At 64.9% G+C, this 19,981-nt stretch carries 15 protein-coding genes; 4 read left to right on the forward strand and 11 right to left on the reverse strand.

The window, feature by feature from the left end:
- Positions 1-179: 179 nt before the first annotated feature.
- The 3 genes from JQ46_RS00500 to JQ46_RS00510 all read right to left on the reverse strand — a co-directional run bounded on the left by JQ46_RS00500 (position 180) and on the right by JQ46_RS00510 (position 5,342).
- Positions 180-2,093, reverse strand: coding sequence for a DNA polymerase III subunit epsilon (locus JQ46_RS00500; protein ID WP_155271068.1), 1,914 nt, complete (start codon positions 2,091-2,093; stop codon positions 180-182).
- 109 nt (positions 2,094-2,202) lie between these two features.
- The gene (gene leuA, locus JQ46_RS00505) at positions 2,203-4,044 is read right to left on the reverse strand and encodes a 2-isopropylmalate synthase (RefSeq protein ID WP_034984497.1); all 1,842 of its coding nucleotides are present in this window, start codon (positions 4,042-4,044) and stop codon (positions 2,203-2,205) included.
- Positions 4,045-4,361: 317 nt separating this feature from the next.
- The gene (locus JQ46_RS00510; protein WP_237744655.1) at positions 4,362-5,342 is read right to left on the reverse strand and encodes a DMT family transporter; all 981 of its coding nucleotides are present in this window, start codon (positions 5,340-5,342) and stop codon (positions 4,362-4,364) included.
- 301 nt (positions 5,343-5,643) lie between these two features.
- On the opposite strand from JQ46_RS00510, the gene JQ46_RS00515 reads away from it, so the two are divergent.
- Both JQ46_RS00515 and JQ46_RS00520 read left to right on the forward strand, forming a co-directional pair.
- Complete coding sequence (locus JQ46_RS00515; protein WP_034984499.1) at positions 5,644-6,909, forward strand: aspartate kinase; 1,266 nt, start codon at positions 5,644-5,646, stop codon at positions 6,907-6,909.
- Between the two features lie 38 nt (positions 6,910-6,947).
- Positions 6,948-8,006, forward strand: a complete 1,059-nt coding sequence (locus tag JQ46_RS00520; protein WP_034984500.1) for an aspartate-semialdehyde dehydrogenase — start codon at positions 6,948-6,950, stop codon at positions 8,004-8,006.
- A 93-nt stretch (positions 8,007-8,099) separates the two neighbouring features.
- Here JQ46_RS00520 and JQ46_RS00525 read toward each other — a convergent pair whose 3' ends face one another.
- Both JQ46_RS00525 and JQ46_RS00530 read right to left on the reverse strand, forming a co-directional pair.
- Positions 8,100-9,374, reverse strand: coding sequence for a ferrochelatase (locus JQ46_RS00525; RefSeq protein WP_034984502.1), 1,275 nt, complete (start codon positions 9,372-9,374; stop codon positions 8,100-8,102).
- 67 nt (positions 9,375-9,441) lie between these two features.
- A complete protein-coding gene (locus tag JQ46_RS00530; RefSeq protein WP_034984504.1) occupies positions 9,442-10,062 on the reverse strand; it encodes an RNA polymerase sigma factor in 621 nt (206 codons plus the stop codon).
- Between the two features lie 81 nt (positions 10,063-10,143).
- Between JQ46_RS00530 and JQ46_RS00535 the strand changes: the two genes are divergently transcribed.
- Together JQ46_RS00535 and JQ46_RS00540 are read left to right on the forward strand one after the other, a co-directional pair.
- Entirely contained in the window at positions 10,144-11,775 is a 1,632-nt protein-coding gene (locus tag JQ46_RS00535) for a catalase (protein WP_034984506.1), read from the forward strand.
- A gap of 116 nt (positions 11,776-11,891) precedes the next feature.
- Positions 11,892-12,317 carry an organic hydroperoxide resistance protein gene (locus tag JQ46_RS00540; RefSeq protein WP_034984508.1) on the forward strand — a complete coding sequence of 142 codons (426 nt, stop codon included), beginning with the start codon at positions 11,892-11,894 and terminating at the stop codon, positions 12,315-12,317.
- Between the two features lie 137 nt (positions 12,318-12,454).
- Here JQ46_RS00540 and JQ46_RS00545 read toward each other — a convergent pair whose 3' ends face one another.
- From JQ46_RS00545 to JQ46_RS00570, 6 genes are read right to left on the reverse strand one after another with little or no spacing between them, the layout of a single operon-like run.
- Positions 12,455-12,856, reverse strand: a complete 402-nt coding sequence (locus JQ46_RS00545) for a Na+/H+ antiporter subunit G (protein ID WP_011274271.1) — start codon at positions 12,854-12,856, stop codon at positions 12,455-12,457.
- Positions 12,857-13,135 (reverse strand): monovalent cation/H+ antiporter complex subunit F, encoded by a 279-nt coding sequence (locus JQ46_RS00550; RefSeq protein ID WP_011274270.1) that lies wholly within the window; start codon positions 13,133-13,135, stop codon positions 12,857-12,859. It lies immediately after the preceding gene.
- Entirely contained in the window at positions 13,136-13,993 is an 858-nt protein-coding gene (locus JQ46_RS00555) for a Na+/H+ antiporter subunit E (RefSeq protein ID WP_034984510.1), read from the reverse strand.
- 3 nt (positions 13,994-13,996) lie between these two features.
- Positions 13,997-15,679, reverse strand: a complete 1,683-nt coding sequence (locus JQ46_RS00560) for a monovalent cation/H+ antiporter subunit D family protein (protein WP_034984511.1) — start codon at positions 15,677-15,679, stop codon at positions 13,997-13,999.
- The gene (locus tag JQ46_RS00565) at positions 15,679-16,215 is read right to left on the reverse strand and encodes a cation:proton antiporter subunit C (RefSeq protein WP_034984513.1); all 537 of its coding nucleotides are present in this window, start codon (positions 16,213-16,215) and stop codon (positions 15,679-15,681) included. The genes JQ46_RS00560 and JQ46_RS00565 overlap by 1 nt, the downstream gene beginning before the upstream one ends.
- Positions 16,212-19,478: a DUF4040 family protein gene (locus JQ46_RS00570; protein WP_034984514.1), complete on the reverse strand. Its 3,267-nt coding sequence runs from the start codon at positions 19,476-19,478 to the stop codon at positions 16,212-16,214. Before JQ46_RS00570 ends, JQ46_RS00565 begins: the two co-directional genes overlap by 4 nt.
- Positions 19,479-19,981: the final 503 nt, after the last annotated feature.

Genomic DNA, 19,981 nt, shown 5'->3' on the forward strand with positions numbered 1-19,981 from the left:
ATGTCCCAAATCTTCCACTCTGTTTTTATAGCTTTCTATTTGCGCAGGTCAGAGTGGGTGCATATTTTTGCTTCACACTTGCTAGCTGCTGAAAGTGGAAGATTTGGGACATCCGTAACTTTGCAAGCCAGCTGGGAGGTTCCGGCGTGGTATTGGTGGGGCTAGTGATCTCAATGGGGCTAGTGGGAATTGCTCTTGCCGCCACGGTTGCCGCCACCGTTATTCTTGCCACCGGATCCACCGGAGCCATTCTTGCCGCGGGAGCTATCCGATCCGCCGGACCCGCCGGACCCGCCGGAGCCCTTGCGGCGCCGACGCCTGCGACGATTTCGTTTGTTGCTAGGCCCGGGGATCTTCCCCTTCTGGCCTCCTGAGCTGTGGCTTCCTCGGCTTTTGCCCTGGTCGTGGCCTTGGGAGTTGCTTGAGTCGCCGGAGTTACCGGAGTGATTGGATTTGTTGGCGCCGGAACCGGAACCGCCGGGCCCGTTGGAGTTGGAGCCACCGGAGTTGGACCTGCCGCCCGAGCCGCCAGACCCGCCACGCGGCCCGGCCAGCCCGCTGGTCCGCGGGCGGGCGTCCGCACCAGGCTTCGCCGGAACGGCCTCCCTCTCGCCGGGCTGCACGTTATCCAGCAGAGCCAGGAAGTCCTCGTCCCGGATCAGGGGAATGTTCTTTCGGTCGGCGTGCATCGCCTTGCCCCGCAGCTCGTAGTTTTCGTTGCACACCACCAGCGAGCTGCGACGATTCAGCTTCTCGCTATACGCCAGCCCCGCGGCGACACCCTGGCCGATCAGCACGTCCGGGTCGATCGCCACATCCGGGCTGACCACAAACTCCATCCCCTCGACCAGTGGCTCACCGCTCTTCCACGCCCCGGGGTTTACGTATGGGCGGGGAGAGTTAGCGGCGTCAATACGAAGGCCACTACGGCGCAGCCCAAATTGATCGGCCGCGAGGTTCTCAGGGTCCAGCACCGTCAGCTCGCCGTTGCGCTGCTGCGCGAGCGCGAGGGCGGCGGTGAGGCGCGCGTTCGCCTCGAGCAGCTCGTCGGGGTCGATGTCTTTTTTACTTAGTGACGCCGCCGCGCCCACCTCCGGCAGCGCCGTCGCAGGGGCTAGCACGGCGGATCGGCCGGCGTTTGCGGGAGTGTTTGCGCTGGTAGCAGGCTCGGTGGTGGGGTCGGCGGCAGCTTCGGCGGCGCGGTTGTAGCTGGCGACGATGGCGCGCAGGCGAGGGTCGGTGGAGTCGATGGCCTGGCGTCGGGCGGTGGCGAGTGTGTCGATGATGGAAACCGGTGCGGGCGTTGGCTGGCGCCGACCACCGCGACCGCGGCCGCGGCTGCGACGGCCGCGGTTCGCTGAGCGCTGCGACAGTTTGAACTCGTGGGTGATGAAGCCCCACACGAAGTCGGACTCATGCATGATGAGCGTGCGCCCGTCCAAGGCCTGGTGGATCAGCTGCGCGCTGGAGTTGAAGCCCAGCGCCTGGGAGAGCTCGTTGACCTGGTAGCCGTGGAGGTGCCAGGGGCCGGCGTCTTCGCCGGGGTTGAGGTGGCGGGTCAGCGCGCTGACTTCCTGGCCGATGTTGATGGTCGGCAGTTCGTCGGGGTTTGCAGCGTCGTCGGGGACTTCCGCGCCAGGGCCGAAAAAGACTACGGAAAGTGCCACCAGCCGGGAGGTTTTCGGGTGAATGCCGGAGGTGGAAATGCTCACGGCCGCAAAGGGGGCCTCCTCCTTGGAGGGGAGGTCGTGCAGAGCGGACTCGAGCTCCTCGCGGGGGCTCGACTGGTCGTTGTCCTCGCGGGAACTCCCGCTGACGCTCCCGCTGGAATCCGCGGCAGCTCGGAACTCGGGGTTTTCAACCGGAGCGGAGTACACTTCTGCCCCCGGCTCAGAGCGCCCTTCGGCGCCTGTGGGGGAATGGTTGTGGGCGGGGGAGGGGGCGTCCGAAGTACTAGCGTCCGAAGAAGTACCGTCCGAAAAAGAAACAGCGAGAGAACCTGCAGGGCGAGTTACCCTGCGGCGCGGGCGCCTTGGGCGGCGCGCGCCGGTGTGCTCGGGGCCGGGGGCGGCCGAGTGATCGTTCTCGTTCATGGACTACATACTACCCAGCGGGGAACCGTGCCTCGCTGGCAGCCCGCAGGCTGCGGGCGAGAGGCGGACAGCCTGCCGGGCGAGCGACGGGGTGGCTAAGGCCAGCCCCCTAGACCCCCTGGGAAACCCCAGCGGCGGCATCCTGCGAACGGTTCACCGCGGAGGTGATGGCCTTCAGCGAAGCGTAGGTAATGGAGCTGGCGATGCCCACGCCCCAGTACTTCGCCCCGTTGATTTCGGCCAGGACGTACGCGGCGGCTTCGGCATCGTCGCCCGAGGTGCGGGCGTGCTGGCTGTACTCCTGCACCTCCACGTCGTAGCCCAGCTCTTCCAGCGCGTTGCAGTACGCATTGATCGGACCGTTGCCGCGGCCCTGTACCGTCTTGCCCTCGCCGTTGAACTCGATCTGGCCGGTGACCTTGGCCTCTTCGCCTTCGTTCTGGCCGCCATCGACGGTCAGGGAGATGGTTTCGATCGGGGCGACGCGGTCCAGGTACTCGCCGGAGAAGATGTCCCACATGGCCTTCGGGTTCACCTCGCCGCCCTCGGCATCGGTGACGGCCTGCACGACGGAGGAGAACTCCACCTGCATCGGGCGCGGCAGCTGCAGGTTGTGGTCGGTCTTCATGATGTAGGCCACGCCGCCCTTGCCGGACTGGGAGTTCACGCGGATCACGGCCTCGTAGGAACGGCCGACGTCCTTCGGGTCGATCGGCAGGTAGGGGACCTCCCAGGTCTTCTCGACCATCGCCTCCTGGGTGACTTCCTCGGCGGTGGCGTCCGGGTCGATCTTCTCCGCGATGGCGTCCAGGCCCTTGTTGATCGCATCCTGGTGGGAGCCGGAGAATGCGGTGAACACCAGGTCGCCGCCGTAGGGGTGGCGCTCCGGCACGCGCAGCTGGTTGCAGTACTCAACGGTACGGCGCACCTGGTCGATGTCGGAGAAGTCGATCTGCGGGTCCACGCCCTGGGTCAGCATGTTCAGTCCCAGGGTGACCAGGCAGACGTTGCCGGTGCGCTCGCCGTTGCCGAACAGGCAGCCTTCGATGCGGTCGGCGCCGGCCATGTAGCCCAGCTCGGCGGCGGCCACGCCGGTGCCGCGGTCGTTGTGCGGGTGCAGCGACAGGATGATGGAGTCGCGGCGGTTCAGGTTGCGGTGCATCCACTCGATGGAGTCTGCGTACACGTTCGGGGTGATCATCTCGACGGTGGAGGGCAGGTTCAGGATGATCGGGTTCTCCGGTGTCGGATCCATAACCTCGACGACTGCGTCGCAGACTTCCTTGGCGTAGGCGACCTCGGTGCCGGTGTAGGACTCGGGGGAGTACTCCCAGCGCCAGTTCGTGTCCGGGTAGTCCTTGGCGATGGTCTTGATCAGCTCGGCTGCGTCGGTGGCCAGCTTCTTGATGGCCTCCTTGTCCTTGCGGAACACAACCTTGCGCTGCAGCTTCGAGGTGGAGTTGTAGAAGTGGACGATGACATTCTTCGCGCCCTCACAGGCTTCGAAAGTGCGGCGGATCAGGTGCTCGCGCGCCTGAACCAGCACCTGGATGGTGACGTCGTCGGGGATCATGTTCTTCTCGATGATCTCGCGGACGAAGTTGAAGTCGGTCTGGGAGGCAGACGGGAAGCCGACCTCGATCTCCTTGTAGCCCATGTCCACCAGCAGTTCGAACATGCGACGCTTGCGCTCGGGGCTCATCGGGTCGATCAGCGCCTGGTTGCCGTCGCGCAGGTCCACGGCGCACCACTGCGGTGCGCGGTCGATGACCTTGTCCGGCCAGGTGCGGTCCGGCAGGGTGATTTCCTCTACCTCTTCGAAGAACGGCTGGTAGCGCGCGTGCGGCATGGTGGAGTTGCGCTGCTTGTTCCAGGCGGGCTGGCCTTCGGGGATCTCACCGTTCGGGGTGTTGATGCGGGCGGGTGCGGAGATGAAAGTGTCGTTAGACATGGGTGGGGCTCCTGAGAAGAATTGTTTGTTCTTGGTTGTTATTCCCGACCGGCAACGCCAAATTCCGCGACGGGGTGCCGGTCGGTCGTTGAGCTGTAAACTCAAATCTCTTAGAACCTTTGAGCCCCGCCGCGTCGCAGAAGCAGGTTGCGCGCTGGCGTAGTCATAGTCACTACTATAGCCCGAGTATTAGGTGCGTCACAGGGAGAGCTCCCAAAACTGCCCAGAAACGCCAAAAACCACCCCAAATCCCACACTGTGGGAAATTTGTCCCTCAATGTGGGGTGCTTGTTGTGGTTTTTCGTTGTTGTTTTTCTTTATGACGCCGCCGTCTCGGCCTCTGTAGTTCCAGCGTCCGTTCCTGAGTTCGTGTTGGCGCCCGTCTTCGAGGTCGAGTCGGTGGGAGTGTCTGTGCCCGCGGCTGAACCGGCGCCCTCCGCGGCGCCTTCATCCTCGTCAATCGACTTACGGCTCAGAATCACCGTCGAGACCGTCATGACCGCAATGGCAGCCGCCATGTAGGCGTACTCCCAGCCTTCGATCTGAAACTTCTCGCCCAGCACGATGTAGCCCAGCACGAACGCCACCAGCGGCTCCACCACCGTCATTGCCGGCAGGGAGTTCTTCAGCGGGCCGGCGTTAAACGAGGCCTGCTGCACGGCCGTGCCGATGGCCGCGAAGGCGATCAACGTCCACAGCTCCCAGGAGGCTAGTAGCGCGGGCATCCCGGAATCGCGGAAAATATCCACCACGGCCTTCGAAAGTACGGCGACATATCCCATGATCGCGCCGGTGATCGATCCCAGCACCAGCGCGCGCAGCGCCGCCGCCTGCTCCAGTGCATACACGAAGAACGCCAGCAGGATCACTGCGCCGATACTCAGGCAGACCAGCCACACGGCCAGGTCTGGTTCGCGGTGGCCGGCGGCAGGTTTGCCGCGCACAACGAGGATGGCCACTGCCACCGTCAGAAGTCCCGCCCATGCTGTTTCGGACGCCGATATTCGCCGCCCGTCGTATTTCGCCGACAGCGGCAGTGTGAACATCAAGGAGAGTACGAGAATCGGCTGCACCACCAGCAGCGTTCCGAACGCCAATGCCACGATCTGCAGGAGGTATCCGAACAGGGCGCTGGCCACGCCGACCCACCACATGGGCTGCTTGATGGCATCCCAGATGGCGCCGCTGCGGTTCTCGCCGGAGGCGATGGCGATGCGGTGGCGTACCACCGTCCCCCAGGCGATGGTGAGCGCGGAGCCCAGCGCGAAAACAACTGCGAGCGCGTTGTTCTCGAGCATCGTGCCCCCTCACCTCTTTGTCTTCTTCTTGGCTGGTCGCACTGTGTTGCGCCGGGTGGGCGCGCTGACCGCTTACGTTGATGCGTCATTTTGTGTGCTTCGTACCCTGGGTACCTTATCGGACGCCGGAGGCTGGGCCGGACATTAGTCCGCGACGCGCGTGTTACGTATGTGACGCATGTGGCGCGCAGGGGTGTTGGCGTCAGAAAGCAAAAAGAGTTCTCCAAACCCTACCCCCACCTCGGCAGACCAAGTAGTCTAAAGTCTGACTAAGACTAGACCCGGAAGGTGGCAACAACCAGTGGCGCTCATCGTTCAGAAATACGGCGGCTCCTCGCTGGAAAGCGCGGAGAGGATCCGGCGCGTAGCCGAGCGAATCGTGGAAACCAAAAAGCAGGGTAACGACGTGGTCGTCGTCTGCTCCGCAATGGGCGACACCACCGATGACCTGCTGGAGTTGGCCGAACAGGTCAACCCCGTGCCGCCGGCACGCGAGATGGACATGCTGCTGACCGCCGGCGAGCGAATCTCCAACGCGCTGGTCGCCATGGCCATCGCCTCCTTCGGCGCCGAGGCACAATCCTTCACCGGCTCGCAGGCAGGCGTGTTGACCACCGAGCGGCACGGCAATGCGCGCATCGTGGACGTCACCCCCGGCCGCGTGCGGGAAGCCCTGGACGAAGGCAAGATCTGCCTCGTCGCTGGCTTCCAGGGCGTCAACCGCGAAACGCGCGACGTGACCACCCTCGGCCGCGGCGGCTCGGATGCCACCGCAGTCGCCCTGGCTGCGGCGCTCAACGCCGACGTGTGCGAGATCTACTCCGACGTCGACGGCGTGTACACCGCGGACCCGCGCATCGTGCCGGATGCCCAGAAGCTCGACACGATCTCTTTCGAAGAAATGCTGGAGATGGCAGCCGTCGGCGCGAAAGTGCTGATGCTGCGCAGCGTGGAATACGCCCGCGCATTCGACGTGCCCCTGCGCGTCCGCTCCTCGTATAGCACCGACATCGGCACCCTCGTCTCTGGATCAATGGAGGATATTCCCATGGAAGAAGCAGTACTCACCGGCGTGGCACACGACCGCTCCGAGGCCAAGATCGCCGTTCTCGGCATCCCGGACTCCCCCGGGGAGGCAGCGAAGGTATTCCGCGCCATCGCTGATGCCGAGATCAACATCGACATGGTCGTGCAGAACATCAGCAAGATCGACAACAACCGCACGGATATCACCTTCACCTGCCCGCGCACGGACGCCACCCGCGCGATGCAGCTGCTGAAGGGGATTAAGGAACAGAACGACTGGCAGGAAGTCATTTTCGACGACCACGTGGGCAAGGTCTCCCTGGTCGGCGCCGGCATGAAGTCCCACCCCGGCGTGACCGCCGACTTCTGCGAGGCTCTGCGCGACGCGGGCGTGAACATCGAGCTGATCAGCACCTCCGAGATCCGCATCTCCGTGCTGATCCGCGATACCGACGTGGACAAGGCTGTGCGCGCCATCCACGAACGCTTCCAGCTGGGCGGCGACAAGGAAGCCACCGTGTACGCTGGGACGGGACGCTAAAACAGCAGCTTAACCAGATAGAAGAGGTAGATCCCCGAATGACCACCATCGCTGTTGTCGGAGCCACCGGCCAAGTCGGTCGCGTCATGCGCGACATCCTCGTCGAGCGGAACTTCCCGGCGGACAAGGTACGATTCTTCGCGTCCTCCCGCTCCGCGGGTAAGGAGCTGGAGTTCCGCGGCGAGCAGATCGTCATCGAAGACGTCGCAGCCACCGCCACGGAGGACCTGCGCGGCATCGACATCGCCCTGTTCTCCGCAGGCGGCAGCACCTCCCGCGAGCACTCCCCGCGCTTCGCAGAAGCCGGCGCGATCGTCGTGGACAACTCCTCGGCTTTCCGCAAGGATCCGGAAGTCCCGCTGGTCGTTTCCGAGGTGAACCCGCAGGACGTCAAGAATCCACCCAAGGGCATTATCGCCAACCCGAACTGCACCACCATGGCCGCCATGCCGGTCGTGGGCGCGCTGCACAAGGCGGCGGGCCTGAAGCAGATGCACGTCAGCTCCTACCAGGCAGTTTCCGGCTCTGGACTGGCCGGCGTGGACGCGCTGGTGCGCCAGGTGCTGGACAACCTGGTCGCCACTGAGGGCGCCATCGACGAAGAAGGCCTGCGCAAGCTGGTGCACGACGGCTCGGCTCTCAAGGCCGAAGACCTGGGCCCCTACGTGGAACCCATCGCCTTCAACGCCCTGCCGCTGGCCGGCAACCTGGTGGACGACGGCTCCGAGGAGACCGACGAAGAGCAGAAGCTGCGCAACGAATCCCGCAAGATCCTGGGCATCCCCGAGCTGCGCGTGGCCGGCACCTGCGTGCGCGTGCCTGTCTTCACCGGTCACACCATGACCATCCACGCGGAATTCGACCGCGAAATCACCCCGGACACCGCCCGCAAGCTGCTGGCCGAGACCCCGGGCGTGAAGGTCGTGGACGTGCCCACCCCACTGGCCGCCACGGGAATCGACGAAAGCCTGGTCGGCCGCATCCGCCAGGATCAGACCGTCGATGGAAACCGCGGCCTGGTGCTGGTCGTCGCCGGCGATAACCTGCGCAAGGGTGCCGCTCTGAACACCATCCAGATCGCGGAGCTGCTGGTCTAGCGCTGCGCCGGTACAGCAGCGCCCGAGCCAAACGGCGGGCGCGGTGCCTAGCCCTGCGAGACCGGCCGGGCCGCCAGGCAGCTCCCCCAGCCGCTAGGCCTCGCTACCGCAGCACCCCGGCGCACACGGCGAGCCGTTGAACGTGCGGCCGAAGTCCGGAACCGTCGCCAGCTCGCCGGTAACCTTCGCCGCCAGATCGCGTGCGGCCTGCTGATCCTCAGAGAGGTTGGCGCAGGGGGCGTCACCACCAACAACAAGATCAACCACCATCCCCGCGAAACCGGCGGTCAAGCCCGGGGTGGCTACCCGCACGAAGGGGATGCCCGCCTCCGCGGCGGCATCGCGGGCCTCCGTATCCAGATCCCACTTGACCTCCATGTGGTCGGTGATGAAGCCGACCGGGCACAGCACAATTGCGCGCTTATTGCCGGACTCTGCACGCGCCTCGATGTGGTCGCACACGTCCGGCTCTAGCCACGGCACATGCGGCGAACCCGAGCGCGACTGCCACACCAGCTCAACATCCAGGTCGGTGCCGGTACCCACATCCACACCCACAGTCTCACCCGTGTGCGCAGGCCCATCCCCACGACCGCCGACGTTCTCGTGGCGGGCCAGCCGGCCAGTCCAGCCGTAATCCGCACCACTACCAGGGGTGTTAGCGAAGCTGCTGGCCTGCTGGATCAATCGCGAGGCATCCAGCACCTGCTGGGAGTACAGATTCCCGCCGAGCTTGTGCGGGCCCGCCGCCTTATCCGCCACCGTCGGCACCGAGTGCGCGGTGAAAACCAGGTCGGCCTGCGCGGCGGTCTCCTCGCCGTGCTCTGCACGCAGCTGCTCGCGGGCCGCATCCACGGCCTGGGCAAACTCCGCGATGAACGTCGGGTGGCGGTGGAACTGCGGCAGGCGCTCGACCTTCGGCGGCTCCAGGCCAGCCTCCTCGCACGCGACGATGGCGCGGCGTAGGTCCTCCTGATACTGCGAGCAGCCTGAGTAGCCGCCCCAGGCGCTGGTGGCGAAGACGTATACGTGGCGGATGCCATCGCGGGACATCTGCTGCAGTGCGTCTTCCACATAGGGCTCCCAGTTGCGGTTGCCGAAGTACACGGGCAGGTCGATGTCGCGCCGGGTCAGCTCAGCTTCGATGTTGCGGATCAGCTGCTTATTCTGGTCGTTGATGGGGGAGCGGCCGCCGAGTGCAAAATAGTGCTCGCCGACCTTCTCCAAACGCTCGCGGGGGATGCCGCGGCCGCGCGTGACGTTCTCCAGGAAAGGCACCACGTCCTCGGCCTTCTCCGGGCCGCCGAAAGACAGCAGCAGGAGGGCGGAATCGGGGGCGATAGCGGGGGTTTTAGCGCTCGTGCTCATGTGAACCAGCCTAGCCCGTCGGCCCTGTTGTTCCTTAAACGCGCCGTCGCACGTGGCTGCACCCGGGTTAGGCCACGCCGAAGCGGCGCTTGTTCTTTTCTTTCTTGGTGACGCCACCTTGTCCCTCGCCAGCCATCTCAACCAAGTCGGCGCGGGCGCGGGCAACGCGGGAACGGATCGTGCCCACGCGGACGTTAGCGATCTTCGCGGCCTCGGCGTAGGTGTAGCCCAGCACCTGCGTGAGGATCAGAGCCTCGCGGCGTTCCTCCTCCAGCTGGTCGATGAGGGCGCGAGTGTCCACCCATTCCGCCCAGCTCTGCCCGCCAGTGGTTTCGGCGGCGGGGGTGGCGCTGGTGGCGTCCTCAATCTCCGTGGCGGAACTGCGGGGGCGGGCCATATCGTGGCGCACGCTATCGACCCACACGCGACGGGCGAGGGAGAGGATCCAGGTGCGGGCCGTGGAGCGGGCGGCGAAGCGCGGCAGGGCGCTCAATACGCGCAGGTAGGTCTCCTGTGTGAGGTCGTCCGCGCGGTCGGTATCGGCCAGGTGAGCCAGCAGGCGCCACACGTCGTCGTGCGTGGCGGAAATGAATTCTGTCAACGCCTGGCGGTCGCCGCTGGCGGCGCGCAGGGCGAGGTCGGTCACAGCGGCATCGTGCGCCTGACTGCTGGTTGCCTGGCTGGTCATGGACAAAGCCTAACACGCGGGTGTGGAGATTCTGGCAAGGTGGATTACATAGCCAACGCTATTAGGTATCTGGAGGTACCCATGACTGCTACGAATAATGACGGCACCAATAACGACCCAATCACCACGGCCAAGGACGTCGCCTCCCGTGGCGTGTGCCCCTACTCCGGGGCCTCGACGAACGTGAACGGTTCCCCGGTCAGCACCGAGGAGCACTCCGCGACCGTGGGTCAGCAGGGGCCGCTGCTGCTTTCCGACGTGCACCTGGTGGAAAAGCACGCGCACTTCAACCGCGAGCGCATCCCAGAGCGCAACGTGCACGCCAAGGGCTCTGGCGCCTTCGGCGAGCTGACCATCACCGAGGACGTCTCCAAGTACACCAAGGCGGACCTGTTCCAGCCGGGGCGCGTGACCCCGATGCTGGCCCGCTTCTCCACCGTCGCGGGCGAGCAGGGCTTCCCCGATGCGGTGCGCGACGTGCGCGGATTCTCGCTGAAGTTCTACACCCAGCAGGGCAACTACGACATCGTGGGTAATAACACCCCGGTGTTCTTCCTGCGCGATGGCATTAAGTTCCCCGACTTCATCCGCTCCCAGAAGCGCCTGGCGGATTCCGGCCTGCGCTCCGCGGACATGCAGTGGGATTTCTGGACCCGCTCCCCGGAGACCGCACACCAGGTGACCTACCTGATGGGCGACCGCGGCATCCCGACGGACTTCCGCCACATGGACGGCTTCGGCTCCCACACCTACCAGTGGATCAACGCCGCCGGCGAGCGTTTCTGGGTGAAGTACCACTTCAAGACCCGCCAGGGCTGGGACTTCTACACCGACGAGGAAGCCGCCAAGGTTGTTGCCTCGGGCAACTTTGATTCCTCCCGCCAGGATCTTTATGACGCCATCGAACGCGGCGATTACCCGACGTGGGATGTGAAGGTGCAGATCATGCCTGTCGCCGAGGCGGAAGATTACCGCTGGAACCCGTTTGACCTGACGAAGACCTGGTCCCAGAAGGATTATCCGCTGATTCCGGTCGGCCACTTCACACTGAACGAGAACCCGCAGAACTTCTTCGCCCAGATCGAGCAGGCCGCTTTCGCGCCGTCGAACCTGGTGCCGGGCATTGGGCTGTCTCCGGACAAGATGCTGCTGGCTCGCTCCTTCGCCTACGCAGACACGCAGCGTTACCGCCTGGGCGTGAACTTCCACCAGCTGCCCTCCAACCGTTCCATTGTGGCGGAGAAGAACTACTACACCGCCAAGGACGGCGCGGGTAACCAGGAGTTCCCGCCGGCTGGTACTCCGGTGTACTCCCCGAATCGCTTCGAGCGCGGCGAGGGCACAAACGACGTCAACGACGGCTCCGGTGCCGTCGAGCAGGGCGTGGCCGCCGGTGAATCCCAGTACGGCTTTGGCCGCGGCCAGGAATCCGCCGTGACCGCCGCGGAGGAGCTGGGCCTGTACGACGACCTGCACGGCACCGACCTGACCCGCGGGGCATACGTCCGCCACCCGGAGGACGATGACTTCATCCAGGCGGGCCAGCTGGTGCGCGAGGTTCTGGATGACGCCGCCCGGGAGCGCTTGGCAAACAACATTGCAGGCGCGATGGACGGTGTGTCTGACCAGGTGGCCGAGCAGTGCTGGACCTACTGGGGCAAGGTCGACGAGAACCTGCGCGACCGGGTGAAGGAAATCTTCACCGGCAAGTAGCCGCCACTGGCCACAGCGCGGCGCCCGCCGGTTCACGTAGGCTGGGCGCCGCAAAAGAATCAAACAGCAACTAACGACGACCAACAGACAGTTTTGGCGAAAGGATTGGTTCACTCATGAGCGAGGCACTGTACACAGCAAAGGCACTTTCTACCGGCGGCGGCCGCGACGGCCACGTAGCCACCGACGACCGCCAGATCGACCTGGACGTTCGTCCACCGAAGGCACTGGGCGGCTCCGGCGAGGGCACGAACCCGGAGCAGCTGGTCTCCGCAGGCTGGGCCGCCTGCTTCAACGGCGCCCTGCAGAAGACCATCAAGGAGGCTGGCGTGGAGATGAGCCAGTCCCCGGAGGTCACCGTCGAGACCACCCTGAACAAGGTTCCGGAGGGCTTCCGCCTGTCCGCGAAGATCACCGCCACAGTCTTCGGCGTGGACCAGGCCAAGGCCGATGAGCTGGTCGCGGACGCTCACGCATTCTGCCCCTACTCCAAGGCCATGCGCGGCGAGATCGACGTTGAGGCCGTCGCCGTCGTCGGCTAGTTCCGCCGCAGCGGCCGGTGGCCAGCTGCCCGGCAGCTGGCGCCGCTAAAGCAAAAACGAGTCCGCCCCCACCGAGGAAGTGGGGGCGGACTCGTTTTCTATTGGTGCTACTGGTCTTGAGGTTGCGCCCGCAGGCGCTACTTGGGCTCTTTCGCCTTCTGACCACCGGACAGCGGCACAGTGTGATCCCAGTGCGTCGCATGCAGCGCGCGGCCCATCACGTATGAACCGACGGCGCCGATCACCAGCAGCGCAGTGATGGCGACGATCGCGCGGATCAACTCGCCCAGCACAAACCCTTCCGTCGACCAGGAGTAAACCAGGTTGGCGCTGATCAGCAGGGGAAGCCCCACGCCGACAGCTGGACCGACCATGTTGACCTGACTGAGGGCGTCCGGAGCAAGGTACATCGCGCGGGCAGAAACAAAGATGAAGATCGCCCCGAGAATGGCGAGCACACCCGCGGTAATCGCGCCGAGCCAACCCGGCTCGCTGAACTCGACCATTTCGCCGGCGGCGGCGAGAATTGTTGTGGACATTTAGCGCCTCCCTCGAGAAATGATGCGGGCATAAGCGATCGTCGACAGCGCGCCGAACAGGCCGGCGAACAGTGCGACCTCATAGGTGATCGCCGTGCGGTGGAAGATCGAATAACACAAAAACAGGCCGGCCATCGCCATAAACACCATGTCGGAAAGGACGGCGCGGCGGGCGTCATTATGCGTAGAAACAGCGCGCCACAGCACCGTAAACAGCGCGACAACAACAATGGCGGCGGCGATGCCCACCAGGATATTTAGTAGGTCCCTGGGCTCCATCTACTTGCCTTCCTTCGGGTTGTTCTTCGGATACAACGGGTCGTACAAGGTCTCTCCCGGTTTGGTGCGGCCTTCCTGGTCGGGTTTGGACGCCCCCAGGTTGTCCCCGCGGAAAGTATCAATATCGGGGGTTGCATTGGAGATCCGGGCCCTGGCGCGCTCGGCGTTTCGGCGGGCGATCTCGTAGCGCTCCTTGCGATCCATGTCGCGCACGTCGGAGGGGTTTTTCTCCTCCTCGTCGGACTGCAGGATCGCGGCGACGAACGCGGCGGCGTGCGGAGTGGAATCCACCTTCTCCACGTCGAAGACCGTCTCGTCGGATGCACGGCCACCGCGCGAACCGCGGAAACCACGCGGGCCCGGACGGCCCTTCTCCACCAGGTATTGCACGTCGAAGTGCAGCGGCTTTTCCTTCACCGACGGGGCGAGGTGCTCCTCCATGTCGGCCAGGCTGGCCAGCAGCTCTTCGGGGTCGGCGCCGTACATGGCGTGTACCGCGAGGAAGCGCTGGACGTGGTCCAGGCCGTGGGTGTTGAACTCCGAGCGGGCTACGGCGAAGGCATCCTTAGTGCTGCGCTCGCCGGCGGCTGCGTCGTAGTCGACCTCCTTCGGGCCGGTCACGCCCAGGGAGAGCGTGCCGGGGGTCATGGTGATCGAGGCGATGAGGGCTGCGATGTCCCGCTCGCTGGTTACACGCAGCGGGTAGTAGATCACCACCGGCGCGATGTTGCGGCCGGTGCCGAGGGTATCGGTCGCCATGACGACCGACTCCTTGATGATCTGCCCGACCAGCCAGGCGGCGTACTTCAGCGCGTGGCCGGTGGACTTCACTGCTTGGACAATACTGAACTTTGCCATGGCTTAGTGGCCCTTCCCGTCCTGAGCCTGCTGCTCCTTGCTTTCGCGTTCGGCATGCTCCCTGTGGGTGTCATCGTTCGTAGTACTACGCGCACCGGCAGGAACATTATCCAATCCGCTCGGGCCGGGCGGCAGGACCGCGCCGACGGCCTCATCCGGATCGCCGAGGACTGCCTCGACATAAGCGGTCGTGTCGGTCAGGTTATCGGCGGCCTTGTTGACCTGCTGGAAGACCGGCCCGGCGCCGATGAACATGCCCACGGAAATCAGCATCATGACTGCGGACGGCCACACGTAGCGGCGCGGTACGCGCAGCTCCGGGTCGGCCTCGTTGGCGTTCATCTGACGGCCCCAGAACACCTCGCGCCACACGTAGATCATGGAGACCAGAGCGCCGATGGAAGAAACGATGATCGCGCCGATGGCCAACCAGGTCTTCCACGTGCCGTCCTGGGCCACGCCGAAGACCAGCGCCAGCTTGCCCCACAGGCCGGAGAACGGCGGCAGGCCAACGATCGCCAGCGCACCCGCCGCGAAGACGACAGCGACGAAGCGGTCGCGGCGCATCAGCCCGGAGAGCTTGCGCACGCGGCCCGAACCGTAGGTCTCCTCGATCGCGCCGGAGGCCATGATGAGGGATCCGGCGACAATCATGTGGTGCAGCATGTAGAACAGCCCGGCGCTGATCATCAGGCGCGCATCGTGGCTGAGGAATGCGAGGCTGATCAGGATGAACGGGATGCCGTTGACCATCTGGTAGGCGATCACGCTGCGCATCGTGGTTTCGCCCAGGCCGGCGAAACCACCGATCAGCATGCCCAGCACCACGATCACCAGGATGGCCCAGGACCAGGTGGGGTCGCCCTCGAAGATGGTCAGGTACACGCGGAAAATCGCGTAGATGCCGACCTTGGTGTGCAGGCCGGAGAACAGCGCCATCACGGCCGGGGAGGTGGAAGGGTAGGCGCGGGGCAGCCAGGTGTGGACCGGCGCCACGCCCGCCTTCACGGCCAGCGCCAGCAGAACCACGCCCAGCGGGACCACTAGCTGCCACTGGTTGCCGAAGACTCCTTCGGCAAACTCGGTGCCGCGGGGTCCGGCTGCACCCGCCAGGGCGGCGAGGTTGGTGGTGCCCACCACGGCGTAGACCAGTACCACGCCACTCAGCAGCACTAGGGAGGTCACCAGGTTCACGATGATGAACATCCTGCCCGCCGCCAGGCGAGCCCACGTGCCGGTCATCGCCAGCAGGCCGAAGGAGGGCATCAGCATGACTTCGATGAACACGAACAGGTTGAACAAGTCCGCGGTTAGCAGTGCACCCCACACGCCGCCGATCAGCATGAGCGTGAGGGCGGGGTAGAAGCGGGTGCGCGTCTCGCCGACGACGTCGGCGAACCAGTTGGCGATCAGGGCGACGACGGAGGTCGTCAGGATCATAATGCCCGCCAGGTTGTCGGCTACCAGCGGGATGGAGATGCCGCCCACGAACCCGCCGACGTTATCGACTAGCACCGTATTCGGCTCGTTGACCTTCACCAGCACCCAGACGCCGCCGACGATGCCGAATGCCGGCACCAGCAGGCCCAGCGCGCGGCGGAGGCTCATCCACGGAGCCATCGCGGCAACGGCCGCAGCCAGCAGCGGGACGGCGATAAACAGACTGAGGAGGGAACCTTCGGTCATTACTTCTGCGCTCCCTTCTGATCGTTAGCACGTGCCTTGTCGGTGGTGCTGGCCGCGGCTTCGTCTGGGCCGTCCTCATCGGCGGTGGAGTGGACCTCCGTGTAGTCGTTCGCACCGAGCTTCTTAGCCTCGTGCTCCTTGACCACTCCACCGTGGGCCTTGGCTTCCTCGTAGTTCTTCCAGCCCATCGTCTGCAGGGTGCGCAGGCGGCGGGAGGCGGTCTCTACGTCGTCACTGCCGAATGTGTCGTCGTCGCGGCCGAGCGCGGCCATGGCCAGCATCACGGCGGTGGAGGCCATGGAGATCACGATTGCCGTCAGCACGAACGCCTGGGGTAGCGGGTCGGCTGCCTGCTCGGGGGTCGCGCGATCCATCAGCGGATCCATGCGCCACGCGCCGACGCCCGCAGCGAGGATCAGGAGGTTAACCGCGTGGCTCATCAGCGTGATGCCCATGATGAGGCGCAGCATTCCGCGCTGCATCACCAGGTACACGCCGCCGCCCATCAGGATGGCGATGATAGCTGCGATGATCACTGGTTCTCTCCCTTCTCCTCGTGCTGTTCTTGCTGTTCGGTGTTTTTCTTAGCGACGCCATCAGGCTCCGCAGCCTTAGCCTCAGCCCCATCCTTGACGTTCTTCACCGGCGCGCGGGCCGCTTCGCGCTCAGCTCGGTGGGCCTCTTCCTCCGCCTTCGCAGCAGCGGAGACCTGGGAGGGGTTGAGCGGGATGTTGCTGCCGCCGACAGTCACAGCCACAGGCGAGGGCTTCTTGGCGGGATCCGCCTTGCCCTCGATGGGCGTGGGGCGCTTGCCCTTGGAGTTCGGACCCATCTTCTGCGTGGCAGTCTGAGCGCGGAACTTAGACTTCAGCGTTGCCGGGTCAGTACCCGGGCGCTCGCGGCCGCCCATCTGGTTGATGACGATGACCACCAGGCCGAGCACTGCCAGGTACACGCCGCCGTCGAAGATCAGCGAGGTGGACACGTGCTGGCCCAAAATATCGGCGTGGATCGGCGCCAGGAAGCCGCCATGCAAGTAGCCGATCAGGCCAGTGATCAGCGCCATCGCTATGCCCGCGCCGACGAAGGTGTAGGCCACCTGGTCGGTGAACATCTTCTTGGCCCGGGCCTGAGCCAGGTAGTACATGAAGATGCCGCAGGCCGCGATCAGGGCGGCGACGAAGCCGCCGCCGGGGGACTGGTGGCCGCGCCAGAACGTGGCGGCGGACAGCAGCGCCAGAATCGGGATCAGCGGGTACATCGTCATCCGCGAGTTAATGGAGTTCAGGTGCGTGGAGCGCAGGTACTTGGAGTAGAACGGCGCCAGCTCCGGAACCTTGTGCACATCCGGGAAGCGGGTGGAACCCGGAGCGCGGAACAGCTCCGCGGTGGAACCCGGACCGTAACCCGGAACCGGGGAACGGGGGATGGACTTGATCAGTGCGGCGATGACGATGCCCGCCATGCCCAGCACCGTCAGCTCGCCCAAGGTATCGAAGGCACGGAACTCCACCAGGATGACGGCGACTACGTTATTGCCGCCGGAGATCTCCGGGGTGTTCTCCAAGTACCACTGCGCGATCGCAGGCTTCTCGTGGCGGCCGATGAGCAGCCACACGCCCAGGAAGGTAACCACGCCGACCAGCACCGCCAGAACTGTGGCGAAGCGGGTACGGTTTGCGCCCTCGCGCAGGTACAGGCGCGGCTGGTGGCGGATCACCAGCATCATGATGACGACCACGCAGAACTCGACCAACAACTGGGTGGTGGCCACGTCCGGTGCGCCTAGTGTCAGCATGACCCAGGAAACGCCCACGCCGACCACACCGACCAGCACCACGGAAGCCAGGCGCGAGCGAGTACCAATCATCACGAGCACACTCAAGCCGATAATCACCAGGCCAACGAGGTCCACGATGCTGTCGATCCCCTCGACACGCGGCGGCAGATCCGCCAGCCCCTCCAGGCGACCCGGCCCCAGCAGGGAGAAGCCCGCCAGCACAATCAGCGAGGCGAAGATCCACACCACGTGCCGGTTGGGGTTCACAGAGTTCGCCAGGCGGCCAAACGCACGGCCCAGCTTGGTCGAGCGTTCGATGAATGCGGAGATCATCTCCGCGCCCGTTGCCACCCCGAGACGCTTGCCCTCGAGCGGCTGGAGCAGAGGGCGTCGATAAATAACAACAATGACGCCCGCGATCAGCACCGCGAGAGAGATCCAGAGCGCCACCGTCAGGCCGTGCCAGAGCGCCAGATGAGTGTGCGCGTCGCCCAGACCCGTGGCGTAAACCACGTGATCGAGAGTCTCGTCGAACACGCCCAGGAACGCGACACCCGGCAGGGAAAGCACGCCCGGCAGCACCGCCGGAATCCACAGGTTCGCCGGAGCCTCCTTGACGTGCGAGACATCCTTCGGTCCATCGACGAACGCACCCAGAACGTAGCGCGCGGAGTACACGAAAGTGGCCAGCGCGCCGATGCCAGCCGCGATCAGCAGGGCGATCACGCCGGTGTTGTTAAACGGCGCCTCCTCAAACGCGGTGAGCATGCCCTCCTTCGACACAAAGCCGAAGGTCGGGGGAATAGCAGCCATTGACGCCGCCGCGATCACAGCGGACACAAAAGTAAAGGGCATCTGGCGCCACAGCGGGCCCAGGCGACGAATGTCACGCGACCCGGCCTGGTGATCCACCACGCCGGCGATCATGAACAGCGAGGACTTAAACAGCGCGTGGGCGGCCGTGTGAACCAGCGCGGCGCTGATGGCGAAGGGAGTGCCCACGCCAATGGTGGCGACGATCCAGCCCAGCTGGGAGACCGTGGAGTAGGCCGTGAGCTTCTTCAGATCCGTCTTCTGGATGGCGAACACGGCGCCCATGATGGCGGTGGTCATGCCGATGACGATCAGCAGGACGTGCCAGGCCATCACACCCTCGAACAGGCCGGAGAAGCGCAGCAGCAGGTACACGCCGGCCTTGACCACGGCGGCGGCGTGCAGGAAGGCGGAAACCGGGGTGTCCGCGGCCATAGCCTCCGGCAGCCAGAAGTGGAAGGGGATCTGCGCGGCCTTCGAGAACGCCGCCAGGGCGATGAGGACGGCGACGATAGCCAGGCGGACGTCCTGGCCCTCCCAGGCGGGGGAGTGCAGCATGGCCGAAAGGTTGGTGGTGCCCGTGGTGATCACGCCGATGCCCAGGCCGGCCAGCAGGAACAGGCCGCCGATGAAGGTCAGCAAGAGGGTGCGGATGGAACCAGCCTCGCCGCCGGAGCCCGAGCGGGCGATGAGGAAGAACGAGGCCAGGGAGACCAGCTCCCAGCCGATGAACAGCAGGGCAACGTCGTCGGCCAGAACCAGCAGGAGGACTGCCAGCATGAAGGAGGTCATGAGCACGTAGAAGCTCATGATCTTGTCGCCCTTGTGCAGGTAGGCGGCGGAGTAGATGAACACGACGGCGCCGATGAGCAGCGCCAGGAGGGTGAAGAACAGGCCCAGGGAGTCCATCTTCAGGGCCAGCTCTAGCCCTCCTTCGCTGGCAGCGCCCGTACCACCGGCTGCACCGCCGGCGCCCGCAGCGCCCGCCGCACCGCCGGCTCCGGTGAGGAAGCCTTTGATCCAGGTGATGGACCAGGTGGCTGTCTCTCCGTTGAGTATCGGGTCGGCGTGCTTGATCACATATCCTGCGAGTCCCAGGAAGGTCAGGCCTAAGGGCCAACCGGCGTTTCGATCAAGTGTTTTGACCAGCAAGGGAACGAGGATGAGCGCCACCGCGACGGTGACGGGGATGGCAAGGAGAGCCACGTTGGTTCAACACCCCAATGTTTCTATAGTTGTTCGATCACCTTGAATATTCACTGAATAACCACGTACGGCATCACGGTGCCGTCGCAAAGCGACGACCTCGCGGAGCCGTGCTGAGCTCCGACATCAGAAGGTCGTGCTGAGCCGAACTAGATCGCGGGCCCAATGAGGCCTGAAGGTGTCAAAGTTATTCAAGTGATCCACTGGGGTGCCGGCAAAATAATTCCGGTCCATCACGACGCGACGTGATCGGAATAGTTATACGACGGTCACAGTTTATCAGGCGCCCCTTAGGACTGTTCAGGGTGCTTGGCCTGGCGCCTGCGTGTGCAGGGGATTTGTCGGGGAGGCGCCGGGTGGGGTGCTGGCTGCGATTCTGGCTGCAGTTCTGGGTGCGGTTCTGGGTGCGGTTCTGGGTGCGGCGCGCAAAACGAGGGGGCGCTAAATGAGGAGCGCGCTGGGTGGTGCTGGGTGGTGCTGGGTAGGGCGCTGGGTGGTACTGG

The sequence above is a fragment of the Corynebacterium jeikeium genome (assembly GCF_000738175.1).
GTDB classification, from domain to species: domain Bacteria; phylum Actinomycetota; class Actinomycetes; order Mycobacteriales; family Mycobacteriaceae; genus Corynebacterium; species Corynebacterium jeikeium_C.